Here is a 19,401-nt window from a genome sequence, read left to right on the forward strand (position 1 = left end):
TCTCTACCTGGGCCGAGGCCTGCTGGCCGGCCTCTTCCACGGCGATGAGCCGCCCAGCGACGAGTCGATCCTGGAACGCTTCCATCTCGAAGTGGGGAGGGATATCACCCGGGCCGGCGATGAAACCATCGAGGCCGAGCTGCGGCTGGTCGACGATCTTTTCCGGGCCGGCGACCGCCTTTTCATCACCGGGGAAAAGGATGTTTACGATGACTTCAACGTGGGAGTCAAAATTGTTTTCCGCTTCCGCTAAATTATGGCGGCTGGGCTTTCTGCTCCTGGTTTTGGGCCTGTTCCCGGGCTCCGGACCCCGGCCCGACCAGGCCTGGGCCGCCGAACCCGAGCAGGAACAGGCCGGCCCGACGGTGGTGCTGCGCTTTCAGGGCAACACCGCCCTCGGCGAGGCCCGGCTGCGGGCCGCGGCCGCCGAAGATCTGGCCGCCTTCAGCCGCCTGGGCCGCCGACCGGCCATCGATGACGCCGCCTACCTGATGCAATTGGCCTACCGCCGAGCCGGTTACCACTTCGCGGAAGTGGAGTACCGCCTGGAAAGCACCGCGGACGCCCACCAGGTCGATTTCCTGATCCACGAAGGGCCGCGGGTTCTGGTGGGAGCGCTCGAATTCAGAGGCAATACCGTTTTTACCGACCGGGAGCTGACCGACCTGGTGGAAAACGCCCTGCGGGGGGAAAACGGGACCGGTCCCCTGCCCTTCGTCGAGAGCCGACTCAACCAGGCGGTGGGCCTGATCCGGGAGCTTTATCTCAACGAAGGTTATCGTGATATCGGGATCGAGATCGGCGAATGGCGTTTCACTCCCGAGGAGCCCCAACAGGCAGCCCAAGCACGGGTGGATATCCCGATCAGCCTCAGTGAAGGCCTGCGCCAGGTGATTGTCGCCGTCCAGCTCGCGGACGAACCGCCCGCCGGCGCCGCTCCGGCCATTGACCGGGCCCTGCTGGCAGCCGAGGCCGAACTGACCGGCCAACCCTATTTCACCCGCCGCAAACTGGTGCTGCGGAGCCGGCTGCTGGAGGCGTTCCACCAGACGGGCTACCCCGAAGCCCGGGTCCAGGTTGACGATCTGCCGGGAGAAAAGCCGGGGGAAATCATCCTCCAGGCCGAATTGGCCAGTGGTCCTCTGGTAGAGATTGCGGAAATCGAAATCCAGGGCAACCAGCATGTTTCCAGCCGCTTCATCCGGCAACGGCTGGCCTTCAAGCCCGGTGATATCTATCGCGACAGCGCCCGCCGCCAGTCTTTCAACGAACTCTACCGCAGCCGCCTGTTCACCCGGATCGATCTCAGTTTGGCGCCGCTGGATGATCCAGCCGAACCGCCGCCGGCGATCCTGCCGGATGAAGACCAGCCGGTAAAACGCAAGCTGCTGGTCCGGGTGGATGAAGCCGGCTCGCGGGAACTGTTTCTCGCCGGCGGCTGGGGATCATATGAAATGCTGCGGCTTCGGGCCGGTTTTACCAATCGCAACCTTTTCGGCCACGGCCGGGTCTTCCGCCTGGAGACCGGCGGCTCGCTCAAAGGGGCCGAAGTGCTGGCCGGGATTACCGATCCCTGGCTGCTGGAAAGCCGCATCAGCGCCGATTTCCCCCTCTATTACCGGGTCCGCGAAGAGCCCTCCTTCACCCGCAGCGAGCTGGGCCTGGGGGCGCTTTTCTCCCGGGATCTGCGCCAGGCCATGACCGCCTCCCTGGGCTACCAGATCCGCCGCAGCAATATCGGCAAAATCGAGGCCGACATCGCCAGCGAAAGCCTGGAAAGTTCCTACAATATCGCCAGCATCAAGTTCCAGCTCAGCCGGGATACCCGCGACGACATCTTTTTCCCCAGCCGCGGCCAACGGGCCTACGGCGCGGTGGAAACAGCCGACGCCGTTCTGGGCAGCGATCTGGCCTTTTACCGCTTCACCGGCGGCCTGCGCCGCTTCATCCCCCTTTCGCCGCTTTATACCCTGGGCCTGCGGGCCGATACCGGCCTGATCCTGCCGGGCCGGGATCAGATCACCATTCCTCTCGGCGAACGCTTTTTCAACGGGGGAGAAAGGTCGGTCCGCAGTTTCCGCGAAGGGCAGCTTGGTCCCAAGGATCTCGACAATCAGCCGGTGGGCGGGATGGCCTTCAACATTTTGAGCATCGAGTTGCGCCGGCGCCTGGGTGAGAACCTGGCCGTGTCGCTCTTTGCCGATTACGGCAACCTGGCCCCCAACCTTTCCCGGGCCGAAGAGGGCAAGGAGGCGGCGGAAAGCCGCTCCGAGGTGATCAGGGCCACCATGAGCGATTATCTCAAGGATTTCCGCCCGGCTCTGGGGGTAGGCTTCCAGTACCTGCTGCCGGTGGGCCCGGCCCGCCTTGATTTCGCCTTCAACCCCGACCGGCGGCCTGACCGGCATGAGCCTGATTTCGTGGTTCATTTCAGCCTTGGCATGGCCTTCTAGGAAGAAGCTCGGCCGCTCCGCGGGTTGATGCAAGCCTGGCCGGCGGCAAGCGGCCCCGGCTTGACAGGAAAAAGCGGGGCCTTTATGGTAAGGGCCGGTTTTCAACAACTTTGTCAAATTTGCAAAGGTCTTTTTGCCCCGGGCCGGACCGGATTGCCGGGGCCGGGTCACCTTTGTCGCCCCAAAGGGGCTCCCATTTGCAGCAGAATAAAATTGAAGCTCAATCTTCTAAGGGAGGAATTTTTTAGATGGCACGGATCAACGACAATTATCTCAAACTCAAGGCCGGTTACCTTTTTCCGGAAATCGGCCGCCGGATCAAGGCCTTTACCGAGGCCAACCCCCAGGCCAAGGTCATTCGTCTGGGCATCGGCGACGTCACCCGCCCCCTGGCCCCGGCGGTGATCGAGGCCTTTCACCGGGGGGTGGATGATCTGACCCGGGTCGAGAGCTTTATGGGCTATGGGCCCGAGCAGGGCTACGATTGGCTGATCGACGCCATTATTGATAACGCCTTCAAGCCCCGGGGGGTTAATCTCAAGCGTTCGGAGATTTTCATTTCCGACGGCTCCAAGTGCGACTGCGCCAACATCCTCGATATTTTCGACCTCGGCAACAAGGTGGCCATCGGAGATCCGGTCTATCCGGTCTACAACGACACCAACGTCATGGTGGGCCGCACCGGCGAGGCCGACAGCCGGGGCTATTATGAGGGAATCGTCTACATCCCCTGCACCGAGGAAAACCATTTCACCCCGCCGATCCCCCAAGAAAAAGTCGATTTGATCTACCTCTGTTTTCCCAACAATCCCACCGGGGCGGTGGCCGGCAAGGAACAGCTGCAGCAGTGGGTCGATTACGCCCGGACCAACGAGGCCGTCATCCTTTTTGACGCCGCCTACGAGGCCTTTATCACCGACCCGGCCATTCCCCATTCCATCTATGAAATTCCCGGGGCGGAAACGTGCGCCATCGAATTCCGCTCCTTTTCCAAAACCGCCGGCTTCACCGGGGTCCGCTGCGCTTTCACCGTGGTGCCCGAAGCCCTCCGCGCCAGAAACGCCCAAGGAGAGCCGGTGGCCCTCAACCAGCTCTGGAACCGGCGCCAGGCCACCAAGTTCAACGGCGTTTCCTACCCGGTGCAACGGGCGGCGGCGGCGGTTTATTCCCCCGAGGGCTGGCGCCAGAACCAGGAAATCATCGACTACTACATGGAAAACGCCCGCCTGATCCGCGAAGGCCTGGAAGACGCCGGCGTAACCTGCTTCGGCGGCACCAATGCTCCCTATATCTGGTTGACAACCCCGGCCGGGCTCTCTTCCTGGGACTTTTTCGACCAGCTCCTCAACGAATGCCATGTGGTGGGCACCCCCGGCTCGGGCTTCGGCCCCAGCGGCGAAGGCTATTTCCGCCTCTCGGCCTTCGGTCAGCGGGAAAACGTCAGCGAAGCGGTGAGCCGCATCAGAAAGAATCTGGCCTGAACCAAACCATGGCGAATATTGAACAAACCCTGGCGGAGGTTTTCGGCTACCAGAGCTTCCGCCCCTGGCAACGGGAAATCATCAGCGGCCTGATCGCCGGGGAGGACGCCTTCGTCCTGATGCCCACCGGCGGCGGCAAATCGCTCTGCTACCAGATTCCCGCCCTCCACCGGGCCGGGGTGGGAATCGTGGTTTCCCCCCTGATCTCGCTGATGAAGGACCAGGTCGACGCCCTCAGGAGCCACGGCCTCCGGGCGGCCTGCTACAACTCCTCCCTGCAAGCCCGGGAAGCCCGCCAGGTTCTGGCCCAACTGCACGAGGGCGAGCTTGACCTGCTCTATGTCGCCCCGGAGCGCCTGATGGGGGAGGATTTCCTGGCCCGACTGGGTGAAGTCGAAATCGCCCTGTTCGCCATCGACGAGGCCCACTGCGTTTCCCAGTGGGGCCATGATTTTCGCCCCGAATATATCCAGCTCGGGCGCCTGCGGCAAAAGTTCCCCGCCGTGCCCGTCATCGCCCTGACCGCCACCGCCGAGCCCCACACCCGGCGGGATATCCTCCAACGGCTGGGGCTCGAACAGGCCCGCTGCTATCTCACCGGCTTTGACCGGCCCAACATCCGCTATACGGTGCTGGAGAAAAAAAAGCCCTTTAACCAGCTTACCGATTTTCTGGCCGACCGCCGGGATGAAGCGGGGATCATTTATTGCCTCAGCCGCAAGCGGGTCGAACAGCTCACCGCCAAACTCAGCCAGGCCGGCTGCAAGGCCGCCGCCTACCACGCCGGGCTCGGGGCCGAGGAACGGGCCGCGGTCCAGGACGCTTTCCTGCGCGACGATCTCCAGATCATCGTTGCCACCGTGGCCTTCGGCATGGGCATCGACAAATCCAATATCCGCTACGTGGTTCATTACGACGTGCCCAAGAATATCGAGGGCTACTACCAGGAAACCGGCCGGGCCGGCCGGGACGGGCTGGCCGCCGAAGCCCTGCTGCTGTTCGGACTCGGCGACGTCGCCCTGGCCCGGAGCCTGATCGACAACAGCGACAACGAAGAGCGGCGGCGCATCGAAAGCCACAAGCTCAACGCCATGGTGGGTTTCGCCCAGGCCTGCGGTTGCCGGCGCCGGGTGTTGCTCGGTTATTTCGGCGATACCCTGGCCGAGCCTTGCGGCAACTGCGATACCTGCCTCGATCCACCGGAAATGCTCGATGTCACCGAGGACGCCCGCAAGGCCCTCTCCTGCATCTATCGGGTCGGGCAGTGTTTCGGGCTGGGCCATGTCATCGATGTCCTGCGGGGCTCCCGCAACCAACGCCTGCTGGAGCTGGGCCATGAGCGGCTCTCCACCTACGGCATCGGCGCCGACCGGGACCGGGACTACTGGGCCGCCCTGCTGCGCCACCTGATTCACCTGGGTTACGTGGAGCAGGATGTCGGCAACTTTTCGGTTCTCAAGCTCCACCCCTCAAGCCGGTCCCTGCTGCGGGGAGAATCTCGGCTGGAGATGGGCCGGCCCCGGTCCAGACCGCCGGCCGCCAAAGGAAGGGACCGCAAGCTGCGATCCGGCCAGGAACCGGCGGACCTGGACTACGACCGCGAACTTTTCGCGGCCCTGCGGCGCCTGCGCAAGGAAATCGCCGCTGGCGACGGGGTGCCGCCCTTTGTCGTTTTCAGCGATGCCGCCCTGGTCGAAATGGCGGCCAAACAACCCGCCGACGCCGCTGCTTTTCAACAGATTCACGGAGTCGGCCAATACAAATTGCAGCGCTACGGGGAAAAATTTCTGGGCCTGATCAATTCCCGCGGCGCCGACCTGCCCGCCGAGACAGCCGATTCGCCATAGGCGCCTGGCCGGCTGCCGATTGCCGGACCGGGATCTCTTCGCCCGGCAGGCAGCGACCGCATAAACACCCAACCGGAACATTAAAGAGGGAACCAGATGGATCTCATCGAACAGTACCTGCAAAACGTCAGCTGGGACGATATCATTTTCACCAGTTTGCGGATCATGCTGATTCTGCTGCTGGCCTGGGGCCTGATGCTTTTTATTCGCAGAGTGCTGGCCCGGCTGGAACAACGGCTGCTGGAAAAGGGCAAAAAGGAAGGGGAACCGCCCAGTGAGGCGGCCAAGCGGGTGGAAACCCTGGTCCGCCTGGTCCGCCAGGCTGCCCTGATCGCCGTAATTGTTACCAGTTCGCTGATCGTGCTGCGGGAGTTGGGGGTGGATATCGCCCCCATTCTGGCCGGGGCCGGGATCGTCGGCCTGGCGGTGGGTTTCGGGGCCCAGAACCTGGTCCGGGACATCATCTCCGGCTTCTTTTTCATCCTGGAAAACCAGGTCCGGATCGGCGACGTGGCGGTGGTCAACGGTACCGGCGGCCTGGTGGAAAAGATCAATTTCCGCACCCTGGTCCTCCGCGATCTCGGCGGGGTGGTGCATGTCTTCCCCAACGGCACCGTCACCACCCTGAGCAACCTTACCAATGAGTGGTCGGCCTATATCTTCGATATCGGGGTGGCTTACAAGGAAAACACCGACCGGGTCATCGAGGTGATGAAAAAGGTGGGTGAAGAGCTGAAGGCCGACCCCGAACTGGGCCCCCTGATGCTGGCAGAGCCGGAAATTTTCGGGGTGGACAAGTTCGCCGACTCGGCGGTGGTGATCAAGGGCCGGATCAAAACCAAACCCATCCGCCAGTGGATGATCGGCCGGGAATACCTGCGCCGGGTCAAGCAGGCCTTCGACGCCAACCGGATCGAGATCCCCTTCCCCCACCGCACCCTGTACTTCGGCGAGGCCAGCAAGCCGGTGGACCTGAAACTGCTGCACCAGCAACCCAACCAGGAGCCCCCAATCCCCAAACAAAACGCCGCCTAAAGACCCGGGAGCCAAGAATCATGTATTGGAGGGCGGAAAAAGCATCTGGCCGGGGCCACCGGTAAAACGCCCGCCAGTGCCGGAGATTCGGGCAAGCAGCCCCGGCGGCCATACCCCGGTATGCCGCGGGGGCTGATCGCCCGAAGATTCGGTGCTGGCGGGCGTTTTACTGCCAGTTGAGGATCATGCGGGTGTAGTAGGTGGTGTCGAGTTTTTTATCCGCCGCCGGCTGGCTGTCATAATCGTTGCGCACGCCCAGGCGCAGTTTCCAGAACTCCCCGGTGCCCACCGGCATTTCCAGGGCGCTTTCATGGTGGACCAGATAATCCGAGAAGGCGGAAATACTCGGACTGTAGGTTAATTCGTTGCGCAAACTCCAGCGCTGGCCAAAATCGAAGCGATGAAAAAGACCGAGATCCAGGGTGGGATCGGAGTCGTTTTCATGCTCCCCGATATAACTGGTGTAGCGATAGCCGAGACCGGTCCGGGCTACCAGGCTGTGGTGTTCCCGGTTAAGCAGCCGGTAGGAAAAACCGGCCCCGCTGGTGGAACGCAAATCGACCAGTTCGATATCATCCTTCTCCAGGGCGGTGCGGACATACCAGCCGTAACGCTCGTGGAAAAAGGCCTCGTAGTCAATGGCCCCCAGCAGGCGGTCGGCGGTCTTTTCGTCGTTTTTTTCCCGGCGCTCGTATTCGCTGATCAGCTTCAGGGCGTCATCGGGGCTTTTCAGGGTGGCGGTGAAGTTGGCGCCCAGGCCGAATTCGCGGACATTGCCTTCCTTGCCCAGCAGGTCCAGGCCGGCTTCGTACTGCCAGCGGCGGCGCATTTTTTCTTTCTCCTCCCGGAGGCGGCTGATTTCGGGATCGGCCTGATCCTTTTGCCAGACCGCCGCCACCCGGCTTACCGGGGCCCGCAAAACTCCATCCTCGCCGTGGACTTCCAGCACCGGCTCCAACGGTGTTGCTGAGGAGTCGGCGGCAGCCACCCGGCCGGTCATGGTGGCTCCCCCGGCCAGCCGCAGGACCAGCTCATCCTCGCTGCTGAAGCTGACCACCTGGTCCTGGCTGATGGCCAGGGTCCCGGCATAACCGGTTTCCAGGTGGAGCAGACCCTGATCGATGCGGATGATTTTGCCCACCAGGCGCGAACCGTCCCGGGTCTCCACCACCCCGGCCGTCAAGGGTACTGCCAGCAGCAAAAACCACAGCAAAACCGCACAAGTTCGAAAAATCATGATAACTCCCCCTGTTGGCCGTAAGCTAATAAACACCTACGGCTCATTGTTTTCCGGTTGTTGGTCGGGCGGAAAGCAAGGGTAACAAAAATGACCCCTTTTTTCCACCCGGCCCAAGCACCTGGGAGGGATGAAATGACCTCCTTACCACCCAGGGTTCGCACTGGCCGCCGGAGAACCGGATTATGACCTTGACAGCCTTCCCGGCCACCTCCTATGGTAAAGAAGACTGTTATCCGGCGAACTGCCGGGGAAAAAACGTTTTCCCCACCCCCACCAACCAAGCGAGGATTTTACGCCATGGACCAGATCGTACCGTATTTTGAACAGGCGGGCGCCCTGCTGATCAACCTGCTGATCGCCCTGGCGATTTTGGTCATCGGCCGGGCCATCGCCCGGTCACTCAGCAACTTTACGGGTCATACCCTGGAGCAGCGCCAGATCGAACAAACCCTGGTCAGTTTTTTACGCAACATCATTTACTATGCCCTGATGGCGGCGGTCGCGCTGGCCGCGCTTAACCAGGTGGGGATCAACACCGCCTCCTTTCTCGTTGTCATGGGCGCCGCCGGCCTGGCCGTCGGCCTGGCCCTCAAGGACTCCTTGGGCAACTTCTCTTCCGGGGTAATGCTGATCCTTTTCCGGCCTTTTAAAATCGGAGATTTCGTCACCGCCGGCGGGGTTTCCGGCACGGTCAAGGAAATCTCGATTTTCAACACCGAGCTGACCACCCCGGACAACCAGAAGGTTATTGTGCCCAACAGCGCCATCATGGGCAACGTGATCACCAATGTCACCGCCCACCCCACCCGCCGGCTGGACCTGCTCTTCGGCATCAGCTACGGCGACGATACCGCCAAGGCCAAGGAGATCATCGCCGCGATCATCGCCGCCGAACCCCGGGTTCTCCCCGAGCCGGCCCCGCTGATCGCCGTTTCCGAGCTGGCGGACAGCAGCGTCAACATCATCGCCCGCCCCTGGGTCAAAACCTCCGAATACTGGGCCATCCGCTTCGAATTGCTTGAGAAGGTCAAGCAGGCCTTTGATCAGGCCGGCATCACCATTCCCTTTCCCCAGCGGGATGTCCATTTGTATAACGAACAGGCCGGCGGCAGTGCCGAGAAGCCGGAGTAATCGTCTTATGCCGGCCCTTGACCTGCTGGCTTAATCATTTTCTCTGCGGGGAGCAGCATGCACGATTTTGTCTTTCATAATCCCACCAAGATCATTTTTGGCCCGGGCCGGGAAATGGAAATCGGCGCCGAGTTGACCGCGGCCGGAATCGGCAATGTCCTGCTGGTTTACGGGCGGGAATCGGTGCGCAAAAGCGGCCTGCTCGACCGGGTGATCGCCACTCTCAACCAGAGCGGGATCGGTTTTGTCGAATTCGGCGGGGTGGTTTCCAATCCGGTCCTCAGCCATACCCGGGAAGGGATCGCCTTGGCCCGCCAGAGCGGGGTCGAAGCCGTGCTGGCCGTGGGCGGGGGTTCGGTGATCGACGAGGCCAAGGCCATCGCCGTGGGGGCCACGGCCGAATGCGATGTCTGGGAATTTTTCCTCGGCCGGGAAGTAACCGCGGCCCTGCCGGTTTTCTCGATTCTGACCCTGGCCGCCACCGGCAGCGAAATGAACGGCAACGCGGTCATCACCAACGAGGAAACCCGGCAGAAATACAATATCGGCACCATCCATGCCTATCCCCGGGTTTCAATCCTCAATCCGGAACTGACCTACACCGTCAGCCCGGCGTACTCGGCGTACGGGGCGGTGGACGCCATCGCCCACCTGATCGAAGCCTACTTCACCAAGGAGCCCGGCACCCGGCTGCAGGACCGGCTGGTGGAAGGGCTGATCACCACCATCATTGAAAACGCCGAGATCATCCGGGACCGGCCCGCCGACCCCCAGGCCCGGGCCAGCATGATGTGGGCCGCCACCCTGGCCTTGAACGGCCTGACTCCGGCCGGAGTCGGTCCTTACACCTTCCCCAACCACATGATCGAACATTCCCTGAGCGCTCTGTACAACATCGCCCACGGGGCCGGCCTGGCCATCGTCATCCCGGCCTGGATGCAATGGTACCAACCCCGGAATCCGGCCCAGTTCGAACGTTTTGCCGCCAAAATCTTCGACCGGCAGACCGGGGAAGCAGGCATCAGCGCCCTCAAAGAGTGGTTCCGCGGCCTCGGTTGCCCGGTCAGCCTGGCGGAGGGGCAAATCCCCAACGGGGACATCGACCGGATCGCCGCCAACGCTTACGGCCTGGCCCAGCGCTGGGAAATCGATCAGCTTTACCCGGCCAAAACCATCGCCGAAATTCTCCACCTGTCGGCCCAATAAAAAGAGCCCGGGACGCAAGTTCGCGCCCCGGGCTCTTTTGTTCAGTTCCTTACCCCCTGGTTTCGCCTGATTATTTCACCACGGCGGCGCCCCTCTGCCGACCATCATCCTCGTTCCAGCCAAAGCCCTGCCGAAGGCCCCGGCTAAGGTTTCCGGTCCCTTGAGCTGCTCAGAAGAGGTTGGAAATAAAGCCGGCCCCATGGAAATGGCAGGAAACGCAGTCGCCGGTATAACCGGTGAAATGCAGGTGGGCCTGCAGACCGTTGCCGACTTCCACCCCCGCGGGATTGGTGTGGCAGACCGCGCAGAGTTGCTCAAAATTACGCTCGGTCACCGCCACCCCGGCATTGCGGGCCGGTTCATCCTGGTCCAGCATGCTGGCCCTGGCCCCAGAATCGGTGATCAGGTAAGGGTTGGAGGAAGCGTGGACGAGGTGGCAATCGGTACAGGCCAGGGGAGAGTGATCATGCTGATCATAACCCGGCCGGTAGGTATTGCCGCCGAACAGAATCGGCTTGGTTGCCGGGTCGGTGCCCCGGCCGAAGCCATGGAAATCGGCCGTCGCCTGGCGCTCGGCATCGGTGGTCCCCGCGCCCAGGAAGGTCCGGCTCAAGTCACTGAACTGCAAAGGCTCCTCGGGCGGCTCGGGAAAGCGCAGGGGGGGCGGCAGAATGCCGGCGGCGCCGGAAACGTCATGGCAGGCCAGGCAGAAATCGTTGATCCAGGCGTTGCTGCTCCCCGAAAACCTGGTCAAATCGACATCGCGCTCAAAAACCCCGTCCATGTTGGAGCGTTCGTGGCAAATGATGCAGTCGGCATCCCGCTGGGCGCTGCCGCCGATCTTGGTAATGGTGTGCTGGTGGGCTCCGCTGAACATCCGGGCCCCGGCCACGATGTCGTTGTCGCCGTGGCAGATCAGGCACTCCCGGCTGGCCACGGGATCAAGGCCGTTGGTGTCATGGCAGGCCAGACAGGCCCGGTCCGCTTCCCCGCCGATTTTGGCGCTCAGCCTGACCAGGCTGTCCCGAATAACCGGGACTCGGACATGGGCATTTTCCACCTTGCTCATGGGATGGCAGGTGAAACACTTGGCCTGCCCCCAGCCCTGGCCGCCCCCGTGGGCGGTGGAAAAGAGCAGCCGCGGCGCCTCGATGGCTCCGGAAGGCTGGTAGCTGTCGCTGGCGGAACTGCTGCCGCCGCAGGCACTCAGCAGAAGATTGGCCAGCAGGAGCATCAGCCCCGCAGCCAGCAGATTATGCCACCTATTGTTCATCGCCAACCTCTATCAGCAGGCTCTGGTCAGCCTGGCAAAAAATAGCCCCGCGGACGGTGCCGGCCCGGTATTTTGTTGTTTGCCCGGCACCGGCGCCGGAGTCAAAATTTTCTGGTGTTCTGATCACTTTTCACCCCGGAATTTGCGCAGCAATTCCCGCAGGGCCTCGACCGGATCCATCGCATAATAGGGGCTTTCCTCGCTGCGCGTTTTCTCTTCGTGGTAGAAGAGATACTTGCTCCGAACCTCGAGCCCATGGCAGTCGGCGCAGAAGGTCTGGCTCGGGTCTCCCAGCCGGAGGAAAGCCGCCTGGGGCGAAGCATCCTCCTCGGCCAGCAGGCGCCGGCTCCAGATATGGGGGTCATGACAGGTGGCGCAGACGAATTTGCGCTCCACTTCGCCCCGGCCTTCGCCATTAAGCAGTTCCAGCTGCGCCAGCAGGGCGGGATCGCTGAGCAGCAGTTGTTCGGGATGGCGATAAAGGGTGACCCGGGACTCCTCGCCGGGCTCGCCCAGGCGATGGCAATCCAGGCAGAGCCGGTTTTCCGCTTTCTCTTCCGGCAGCACTCCGGCCAGGTCGCGCCCCCAGAGCCGGTCGCCGTGCGCGTTGTGGGTGGCGTGGCACTGCTCGCAGACCCCCATTTCTTCAGCCCGGCGGGCATGCAGGGAAAGATCGTGATCGCTGTCGATAACCAGGGCCGGGGTCCGATGGCAATCGGCGCAGAGCTCTCCGCGGCGGTTGTCCACCAGGAGGAAGCTGCTGCTCAGGTCACCGTCCCTGAGGTGGCCCGGGCCGGGGCCGGTCTGATCCGGGGCCCAACGATGAACGTCGTGGCAGGAAAGGCAGGTTACTTCCCGTTCGGCCAGCTCGGCGCTGCTTTCGCTGGCGGCGGGCCGGGCTCCCAGGGGATGACTGATTTCCCCGACCAGCTTTTCCCGGCCGACCCGGTCAACCTCATGGCAGGCCAGACAATAAAAATTTTCCGGGTTGCGGCTGATTTCCTCGGGATATTCCCGCTCGGGCGGAGCCACGGCAAATCCCACCGGGTCAGGGCCCTCGTGCATCAGGTGGCAGGCCCCGCAGGCCCCGGTCATGGCCGGAACCTCGCCGCGGACATTGCGGTATTCCAGTTCGAAAAGGCGGGGGTCGTGGTTGGCCCCTTCCACCACCATTTGATCATCGTGGCACTGGGCGCAAAGGTCGGTGTACTGCTCGATTCGCAGAAAGCGGGTGGCGATCAGGCCACGTTCATCCCGGCCGCCGGGAGCGCCGTATACCTGGCCCAGGGATTGATGGGAATCATGGCAGGTACTGCAATAGATCTTCTCTCCGGGCGTAAAATCATGGTTGAAGAGAGGCAGAGTCATATCCGCCCGGGGGCTGGCCGCGTCCAGCTCCACCCCGACACTGTGGCTGTAAGGCCCTTTAAGCTCCATTTCCAGGCGCTGGCGACCCTGGCCGTGGCAGGTGTTGCAGGCTTCCAGGGCCGGATCCTCGCCCCGCCGCATTTCCTGCTGCCAGCCGTGCGCCCCGTGGCAAATCCCGCACAGGCCGGCCTGGCGGACGTTGCGTTCATTAAGGTTGACCAGCCGTAATTCCCGATCGGTAATCAGCAGGTTGTGGGGGGTATCCTTGATCGCTTCCTTGCCGTCGTGGCAGGAAAGACAAAACCGGGACTCCATGGTGTCGGCCTGCACCAGCAGAACTTCCTCATCCTGGCCCTGGTGAATGCTGTGGCAGGAGAGACAGGTCAGCTGGTCATCTTCGAGTTGCGCCCCGGCCGCCAGCAGTTGCGGCGAAAGTTCGGCCTCAGCGAAGGGCACGTCCATGGTGTGGGCGAGAAAGGCCCCGGCTCCGGGCTGGCGGATATTCTGGTCCTCATGGCACTGGCCGCAGAAGTTGGCCATTCCCGCCTCCACCGGCAGCAGGTTGTCCTGGCGGGCGCCGTGCACATTATGGCAGGAGTTGCAGATCACCTCGTCGGTGTCCCGGCCGGGCCGCAGGCGCATCTCGCGCAGCCCCGGCGGAAAGCCCGGTTCCACCTCCTTGCCCACCGTATGCTTGCCTTCACCGGGTCCTACATCATATTCCTGGTGGCAGGCCATGCACATTTCGGAATTGGGGTTGCCCATCCGCAAAAAGAGTTGGTAGGAAAGTTCTTCCACCATCTCGCCGGATTCGGCGGAATGAACGGTGTGACAGGTGCCGCAATAAATTTCATTCTGGGCGCTCAAGGGAAAGAGCCTTTCATCGATGGTCACGTCATCCGAGGGTTCTGCGAAGACCGTGTGGCGCTTGCCGGTCCAGACATAGCGGGAATCGGCGATATAGCCATCGTGGCAGCTGTAGCACATGAACTCGTCGCTGACCACTCCGTAGGTTCCCCGCATCAGGGCGGCATGACCCACCCAGGGGATCAGGGTTTCCTCGCCGGTTTTGAACTCGTCCATCCACATTACATGGCAGACCGCGCATTCCCGGCGCGAGGATTCTTCCAGCACCGCGGCCCGGGCCGGGGCCAGGTCCACGACCAACAGCCACAGCAACAGCAGCCCAACCAGCCCGCCAAGCCGCAAGACCCGGGCCTCCATCGGTTGCCGGCCGGGTCGCGATTCTCCCGGCCCCTGGTCGACACATGGTTGGCCGGCAAGCCGGGGGGGTAATTGCTGCGCGCTTAGCATAAACTCACCATCCGGATAAGCGGACCGCCGGCCCCCCGGTTCAGGCGCCGAAGGCTGCTTCCCATGGCCCGGGCGGCCGGCTGGTTGCGGCGAACGGAGCCGGGGCTCGGTGGCGCGTTTATCTCTCATGGCTCCAGCCTCCAGACGCTTACTCGGTTGAGCAGCTGTTCAACCACATAGAGCCGATTGCCGGCAAAGGCCATGTTGGTCGGGGTCCGGAAGCGGGTGATCTCGCCGTCAGCCCCGGTCAGCAAGCCCTCGAAGCGGCCGGAGCTCCGGAAAACCTGGATCACCCCGGTATAGCTGTCGGAAACTAAAACCCGGTCAGCGATCACCAGCACCCCCTTGGGGCGAAAGAGGCGCCCCGGGGTAATGCCCCAGCCGCCCAGCCACTGGGCCGGTTGGCCGGAAGCCCGGAAGCCTTTGACCTGGTTATTGATCACATCAACCACAAAGACCACCCCATCCCGGTCGATGGCAATGGTGGCGGGAAACCGGAACTGGCCGGCGGCCTCGCCGAACCCGCCCCAGTGGCGCTGACGCTCTCCCTCCCGGCTGTAAACCTGCACCCGGTGGTTGTTGTTGTCCACCAAGAAAATTTCATTGGCGGCGGAAACGGCGCAATCGGTGATATCGGGCTTTTCCCGCTCCCTCACCGGGGCAACGGCCAGGCTTTGGCGCAAAGCCCCCCGGCCGTCGTAATGATGCAGGCGGGCGCTGGGAATATCGGCGACATACACCCCGCCTTGGGGGGAGCGGGCGTCGCAGAGGCCGATGGCCCGGCCCAACTCCTGGCGGTTGCCGAACTGGCGCCGAAAGTTGCCCTGCAGGTCAAAAACCGCCACCCGGTGGTTAAGGCCGTCGAGCACGTAAAGTTCCTCGCCGACCAGGGCCAGATCGGTCGGTTGCTCAAAGGCGAGCCCGGCTGCCCCCTCGATGGCAAACTCGTAGTCCACCCGGATTTTTTCATAGGCCGGGGCCACGGCGGGCCACAGCAGCCCCAGAACCAGCAGCAGCCCAAGGGCCGGCCCCAACGGCCGCCGCGTTGAATTATTCAGTCTCCGGGCCACCATCAGCGACTCTCCCGGCGCGGTGAAAAGAGTTGCGGCAGATAAAAGACCTCTTCCTCGTCATATTTCTCGATCAAGCCGATCACCGCGGTGCCGACCAGCTCCGCAATCCGCTGCTCGGAATAACCCAGCTCGCGGAAGGGCAGATAGGAGATTTCCTGGGTATGGCAATCCCGGCAGGAAATCGGCGCCGGGGTCAGGCCGGCGTGAATCCGCTGCATATAGTCGACCTTCTGGCCCCGGCTCAGGGTCGGTTCCAGGTTGCGGTATTCCCGGCTCAAGGCGGCCAGAGCCGGCCCATCGAAACGCTCCAGCCGGCCGTCGGCCCGGCGGATAAAGGGGGCGATGCGATAATTGGCCCTCTCGCCGAGCATGTCATGCTGGCCCATGGGTTCGGCGGCCAGGGTTCCGCTGATCTTCTCAAACCACTGAAAGCTGGTGAAGAGCTGCTCGCCCTCCTGCTCCTGGGGCACATGGCAGACTTCGCAGGACAAGTAGAAGTTGTGCATATTGAGGTAGGAGCGGACCTCGGGGAGATCCTCGTGCACCAGGTCGCCATGACACTCTACGCAGGAGGACTGGAGATTTGAGGAGATCTGGATGCCGACATTATGAAAATGACCGCTCAAGGCCTCGATGGAATCCAGGCGATAGCCGCGGTAAATTTCCTTGTTGTTGAAGCCCTCCAGGGCGCTGAGGCCGACCAGGCGGATTTCGTCCAGCTGGGTCTTGGGCAAGGGCTCGATCACCTTCGGCCGCTCCCGGGGCAGGAAGCCGTGGGCGCTGAAGACCGAAAGGTCGAGGACCATCCAGATCAGCACCACCGAAACCGCTGAGAGAAAGCCGCCGTAAAGCACCCGAACGATGAGGCTGTCCTTCCAGTGGGGTGGATGAATGTCATGGTCGTACTGGCCCTTGATCTCTTCTTCCAGGCCCTGGGCCTTCATCATCGCCACGTACTCGTCGTAATGCTCCTCGATCATGTCCTCTTCCGAGAGATAACCGGTGATGAAGACCCGGCCCATGGGGAACTTGTGGCGGTGGTAGTGGGTGTTGTAGAAATGCCAGACCATCAGAAAGGTGCCGGCCAGCAGGGCCTCGTCGGTATGGGCGATATAGGAGATGTTGAAAACGATCCCCGGCAGGTAGTGGGAGAAAAACTCCAGGTTCCACATGAAGATCCCGGTCAGGCCCAGCATCGGGGTACCCCAGTAAACCGCGAAGTAGTCGAACTTCTCCTTCCACATGAACTTGTCGTAGGCCGGCTTCTTGTCGCTGATAAAGAGGACGTACTTAAGGTAGTCGACCAGGTCGGTGCCATCCTTGTAATGGGGAATCATCGGAACCCGGTAGAAGGCGACCAGGAGATTCCAGGCGCTGAGCTCCCCCCGGGCCTTCATCGGTTTAATATCGTTCTTGTAGAACACGGTGAGGAAGTAGATCCCGTGGTAAACGAAGAGGCTGCAGAGCACCACCCCGAAGAAGCGATGGATATGGGGGGCCATTTCGATGCCGCCGAAGAGGGCGAACACCTGTTGCCAGAAAGCCGAGTCGGGAAACTTGAGCCCGAAGCCGGTCAGGATCAGCACCAGCACCGAGGTGGCCAGCACGATATGCTGGAGGCGCTGGTGCAGGGTGAAGCGGAAAAAGAATTTATGGCCGTTGTGCTCGTAAATCTGCGCCCGCCGGAACTCGTAAGGCGAGGTGGGCAGTTGGGGCAGGTTCGGTCGTTCACTGTTATTTGTCATGGTACTTTTCCCTTTCCTTGATCAGCGCCGCGTCAGGGAAGATCCCCCTGATCTGCTCCAGAATCATCAAGACAAACAAACTGATCAGCGTTCCCGCCAACAGTACGGTAAAGAAGTAGAAGACATAGCGCTCGACGATATATTCGGGCAGATGGGTATCGATATGGACCCCGATCTCGCCGACGTACTTGCCGGCCCCCTCGTGGCAACCGACCTGGCTGCAGGTGGCCTGGCGATTGTCGGGATGGATCGAGGATTGCCGGTCCTGCTGGGCCCGGATCAGGTGAACCGACTCTCCGGGACTGGAGTGGCAGTCGGCGCAATCCGGTTGCCGGATTCCGCCGTAGGAGGTCCACTTGCCGTGAAAGGTCTCCTTGTAGGAATAAACCGCTTTTTTCAAACCGTGGCGCTCGATGATGCCGGGATCGTCATGGCAGTTGGAACACATTTCCTGGACCTGCTGGGCGGTCCTGGTCCGGTCCAGCCGGCTGGTGACATGACTGTAAAATGACTCGGTGAAGCCCGCGCCCTCATGGCAGGAGACGCAGCGCTCCAGCGCTCGCTCGTCCAGCCCCTCGTAACGGGTGCCCTTGTAGAGACTGACCGGTTCGTAAATCGGCTCGTCCCAGTGGCAATCGATGCAGAGCGGCAAGTCCTCGTAATGCTCCTTGAGGTTGCCCTCGGCGTCGTAGCGGGAGTGAATCCCCATATTCATGAAATCCTGCACCCGCTGGTGGGTGAAGCGATTGCCGGTGGAGGGCTCGATCACATGGCACTCCTTGAGGCAGTTGACATCCTCCACCGGCAGGCCGTGGGGAACCCGATCGATGTCGCTGTGGCAGTCGCCGCACTGGGCCCGGGCGTGGGGCCCATGCCGGAGGATCTGCTCGTTGATGAAGAGCAGCCGCAACTCCTGGTTTTCATCCACCCGAGCCAGGCCGGGAAACTTGTGACACATCAGGCAATTTTCCGGGTCGGCTCCCCCGCGCTGATTATGCTGGTAAGCAACCGCCGTCCCGGCGGCAACCAGGCCGGACAACAACAGCGCCAGAGCGGCGACCAGCAGTTTGAGCGTTTTTCTTCTTCCCATCATCTATCGATTCCTCCCGCACCATGACAGGCCGCGCACAAAGTTCCGTCGCGGGCCGGCAAACGCATGTTTTTTTCCGGTTTAAGTTCGCTTAGCGGCCTCATTGCCAGGCTATAATCCGGCACCCCGAGGCGGAAATTTCTCCTGGTGGTTCTGACTCCGGATCGGGTCATTCTTTCATATCTCTGCACCAGTTCCGGCGGCAGTTGCTCCTCGTCGTAGCGGATACCGGCCGGGGCTCCGGCGGGGAAAACCCCTTGCTGGTGGGGATTATGGCAGGTGGAGCAGGAAATTCGCTCCCGTTCGTCCAGGGGCAGAACAACCCCGTGCCGCTGCTCCGCTTCCCGCCGGGCGGCGGCCACCGTTTCCGGGGGCTGCTCCAGGTGTTCGGCGGCGCCGGCATGGGGGGTGAGCAGATGGCAGCCGATGCAGATCACCGACATATCCTTGCGCAGGTGATATTGCCGATCCTTGAATTCCTCCCGGGGATCCAGGGTCTTGCTGTGGCAGAAAAGACAGCGGCGCGGCTCGATCTCGCCGTTGCTGAGCTGGCCTTCGTGGGGGTTGTAGCTTTCGACATCGGCGGCCAGGTGGCAGGCATAGCAAAAATTGAGCAGCTCCGAACGGGGCCCGAGCGGTTCGCTTTCGGCAGGAACCGGGCGCAGAAAGTTGATCTTCGTCCGGCGGTCCCGCAAGCGGCAGGCGGGAACATGGTCGTGGCAGGTCAGGCAACTGAGGGCGCCCTGGTCATCCAGGGGAAAGCCGGCCGGAATATCCACCTTGGCCTCGTTAAAGGTACCGACGGGGTGGGGCTCCCGGCTGGCCCGGCCCCGGCTGTGACATATCGTGCAGAGGGTGTTCTGATCGCCCCGGAGATAAAGCTCGTCCCGGGTCGGCGTATTTTGGTGACAGGCCGCGCAGGCGTCGGCCCGCCAGTGAGGATCTTCCAGGTAAAATTCAACGCCAAAGAGCTGCTCCAAGGCGGCCTCCTCGCTCGGGGCGGCGGTCGTCAAAGCCGGCGCCTGGCCCGGCAGCAAAACCAGCCCCAGGACCAGAACCCCAGCCGCCGCCAACCAGGCGGCGGGGCCTACCCCCCCCCCATCCCGTGGCCAGCTTCCTTTGCTTATCCCTTGCTGCTGTTTCAT

General features: G+C 62.3%; 14 protein-coding genes. 7 read left to right on the top strand and 7 right to left on the bottom strand.

Annotation, left to right across the window (positions count from 1 at the left end; translation table 11 throughout):
- From ACHHTY_RS02645 to ACHHTY_RS02665, 5 genes are all read left to right on the top strand, one after another.
- Window positions 1-253, top strand: a 253-nt coding sequence (locus ACHHTY_RS02645) for a hypothetical protein (RefSeq protein ID WP_395492508.1), incomplete at its 5' end; no start/stop codon positions are given.
- Window positions 210-2,453 (top strand): BamA/OMP85 family outer membrane protein, encoded by a 2,244-nt coding sequence (locus ACHHTY_RS02650; protein WP_395492509.1) that lies wholly within the window; start codon window positions 210-212, stop codon window positions 2,451-2,453. The genes ACHHTY_RS02645 and ACHHTY_RS02650, both read left to right, overlap by 44 nt.
- Window positions 2,454-2,701: 248 nt before the next feature.
- Window positions 2,702-3,934: an LL-diaminopimelate aminotransferase gene (locus ACHHTY_RS02655; protein ID WP_395492510.1), complete on the top strand. Its 1,233-nt coding sequence runs from the start codon at window positions 2,702-2,704 to the stop codon at window positions 3,932-3,934.
- A gap of 8 nt (window positions 3,935-3,942) precedes the next feature.
- Complete coding sequence (gene recQ / locus ACHHTY_RS02660; RefSeq protein WP_395492511.1) at window positions 3,943-5,781, top strand: DNA helicase RecQ; 1,839 nt, start codon at window positions 3,943-3,945, stop codon at window positions 5,779-5,781.
- 96 nt (window positions 5,782-5,877) lie between these two features.
- The gene (locus ACHHTY_RS02665; RefSeq protein ID WP_395492512.1) at window positions 5,878-6,816 is read left to right on the top strand and encodes a mechanosensitive ion channel family protein; all 939 of its coding nucleotides are present in this window, start codon (window positions 5,878-5,880) and stop codon (window positions 6,814-6,816) included.
- A gap of 166 nt (window positions 6,817-6,982) precedes the next feature.
- Here ACHHTY_RS02665 and ACHHTY_RS02670 read toward each other — a convergent pair whose 3' ends face one another.
- A complete protein-coding gene (locus ACHHTY_RS02670; protein ID WP_395492513.1) occupies window positions 6,983-8,053 on the bottom strand; it encodes a DUF481 domain-containing protein in 1,071 nt (356 codons plus the stop codon).
- A gap of 300 nt (window positions 8,054-8,353) precedes the next feature.
- Here ACHHTY_RS02670 and ACHHTY_RS02675 point away from each other — a divergent pair, with 300 nt between their 5' ends.
- Together ACHHTY_RS02675 and ACHHTY_RS02680 are read left to right on the top strand one after the other, a co-directional pair.
- Window positions 8,354-9,187, top strand: coding sequence for a mechanosensitive ion channel family protein (locus tag ACHHTY_RS02675; protein WP_395492514.1), 834 nt, complete (start codon window positions 8,354-8,356; stop codon window positions 9,185-9,187).
- A 57-nt stretch (window positions 9,188-9,244) separates the two neighbouring features.
- Window positions 9,245-10,393, top strand: a complete 1,149-nt coding sequence (locus ACHHTY_RS02680) for an iron-containing alcohol dehydrogenase (RefSeq protein WP_395492515.1) — start codon at window positions 9,245-9,247, stop codon at window positions 10,391-10,393.
- 169 nt (window positions 10,394-10,562) lie between these two features.
- Here the strand turns inward: ACHHTY_RS02680 and ACHHTY_RS02685 are convergent, their stop codons facing one another.
- The 6 genes from ACHHTY_RS02685 to ACHHTY_RS02710 all read right to left on the bottom strand — a co-directional run bounded on the left by ACHHTY_RS02685 (window position 10,563) and on the right by ACHHTY_RS02710 (window position 19,401).
- Window positions 10,563-11,666 (bottom strand): hypothetical protein, encoded by a 1,104-nt coding sequence (locus ACHHTY_RS02685; RefSeq protein WP_395492516.1) that lies wholly within the window; start codon window positions 11,664-11,666, stop codon window positions 10,563-10,565.
- Window positions 11,667-11,789: 123 nt separating this feature from the next.
- On the bottom strand, window positions 11,790-14,213 hold the full coding sequence (locus tag ACHHTY_RS02690; protein WP_395492517.1) for a cytochrome c3 family protein: 2,424 nt from the start codon (window positions 14,211-14,213) through the stop codon (window positions 11,790-11,792).
- A 260-nt stretch (window positions 14,214-14,473) separates the two neighbouring features.
- Window positions 14,474-15,421: an NHL repeat-containing protein gene (locus ACHHTY_RS02695; RefSeq protein ID WP_395492518.1), complete on the bottom strand. Its 948-nt coding sequence runs from the start codon at window positions 15,419-15,421 to the stop codon at window positions 14,474-14,476.
- On the bottom strand, window positions 15,421-17,166 hold the full coding sequence (locus ACHHTY_RS02700; RefSeq protein ID WP_395492519.1) for a formate dehydrogenase subunit gamma: 1,746 nt from the start codon (window positions 17,164-17,166) through the stop codon (window positions 15,421-15,423). Before ACHHTY_RS02700 ends, ACHHTY_RS02695 begins: the two co-directional genes overlap by 1 nt.
- A complete protein-coding gene (locus ACHHTY_RS02705; RefSeq protein ID WP_395492520.1) occupies window positions 17,156-18,259 on the bottom strand; it encodes a multiheme c-type cytochrome in 1,104 nt (367 codons plus the stop codon). The genes ACHHTY_RS02700 and ACHHTY_RS02705 overlap by 11 nt, the downstream gene beginning before the upstream one ends.
- A complete protein-coding gene (locus ACHHTY_RS02710; RefSeq protein WP_395492521.1) occupies window positions 18,256-19,401 on the bottom strand; it encodes a cytochrome c3 family protein in 1,146 nt (381 codons plus the stop codon). The genes ACHHTY_RS02705 and ACHHTY_RS02710 overlap by 4 nt, the downstream gene beginning before the upstream one ends.

Source organism: Desulfurivibrio nitratireducens, assembly GCF_044068515.1.
Classification (GTDB): Bacteria; Desulfobacterota; Desulfobulbia; order Desulfobulbales; family Desulfurivibrionaceae; genus Desulfurivibrio.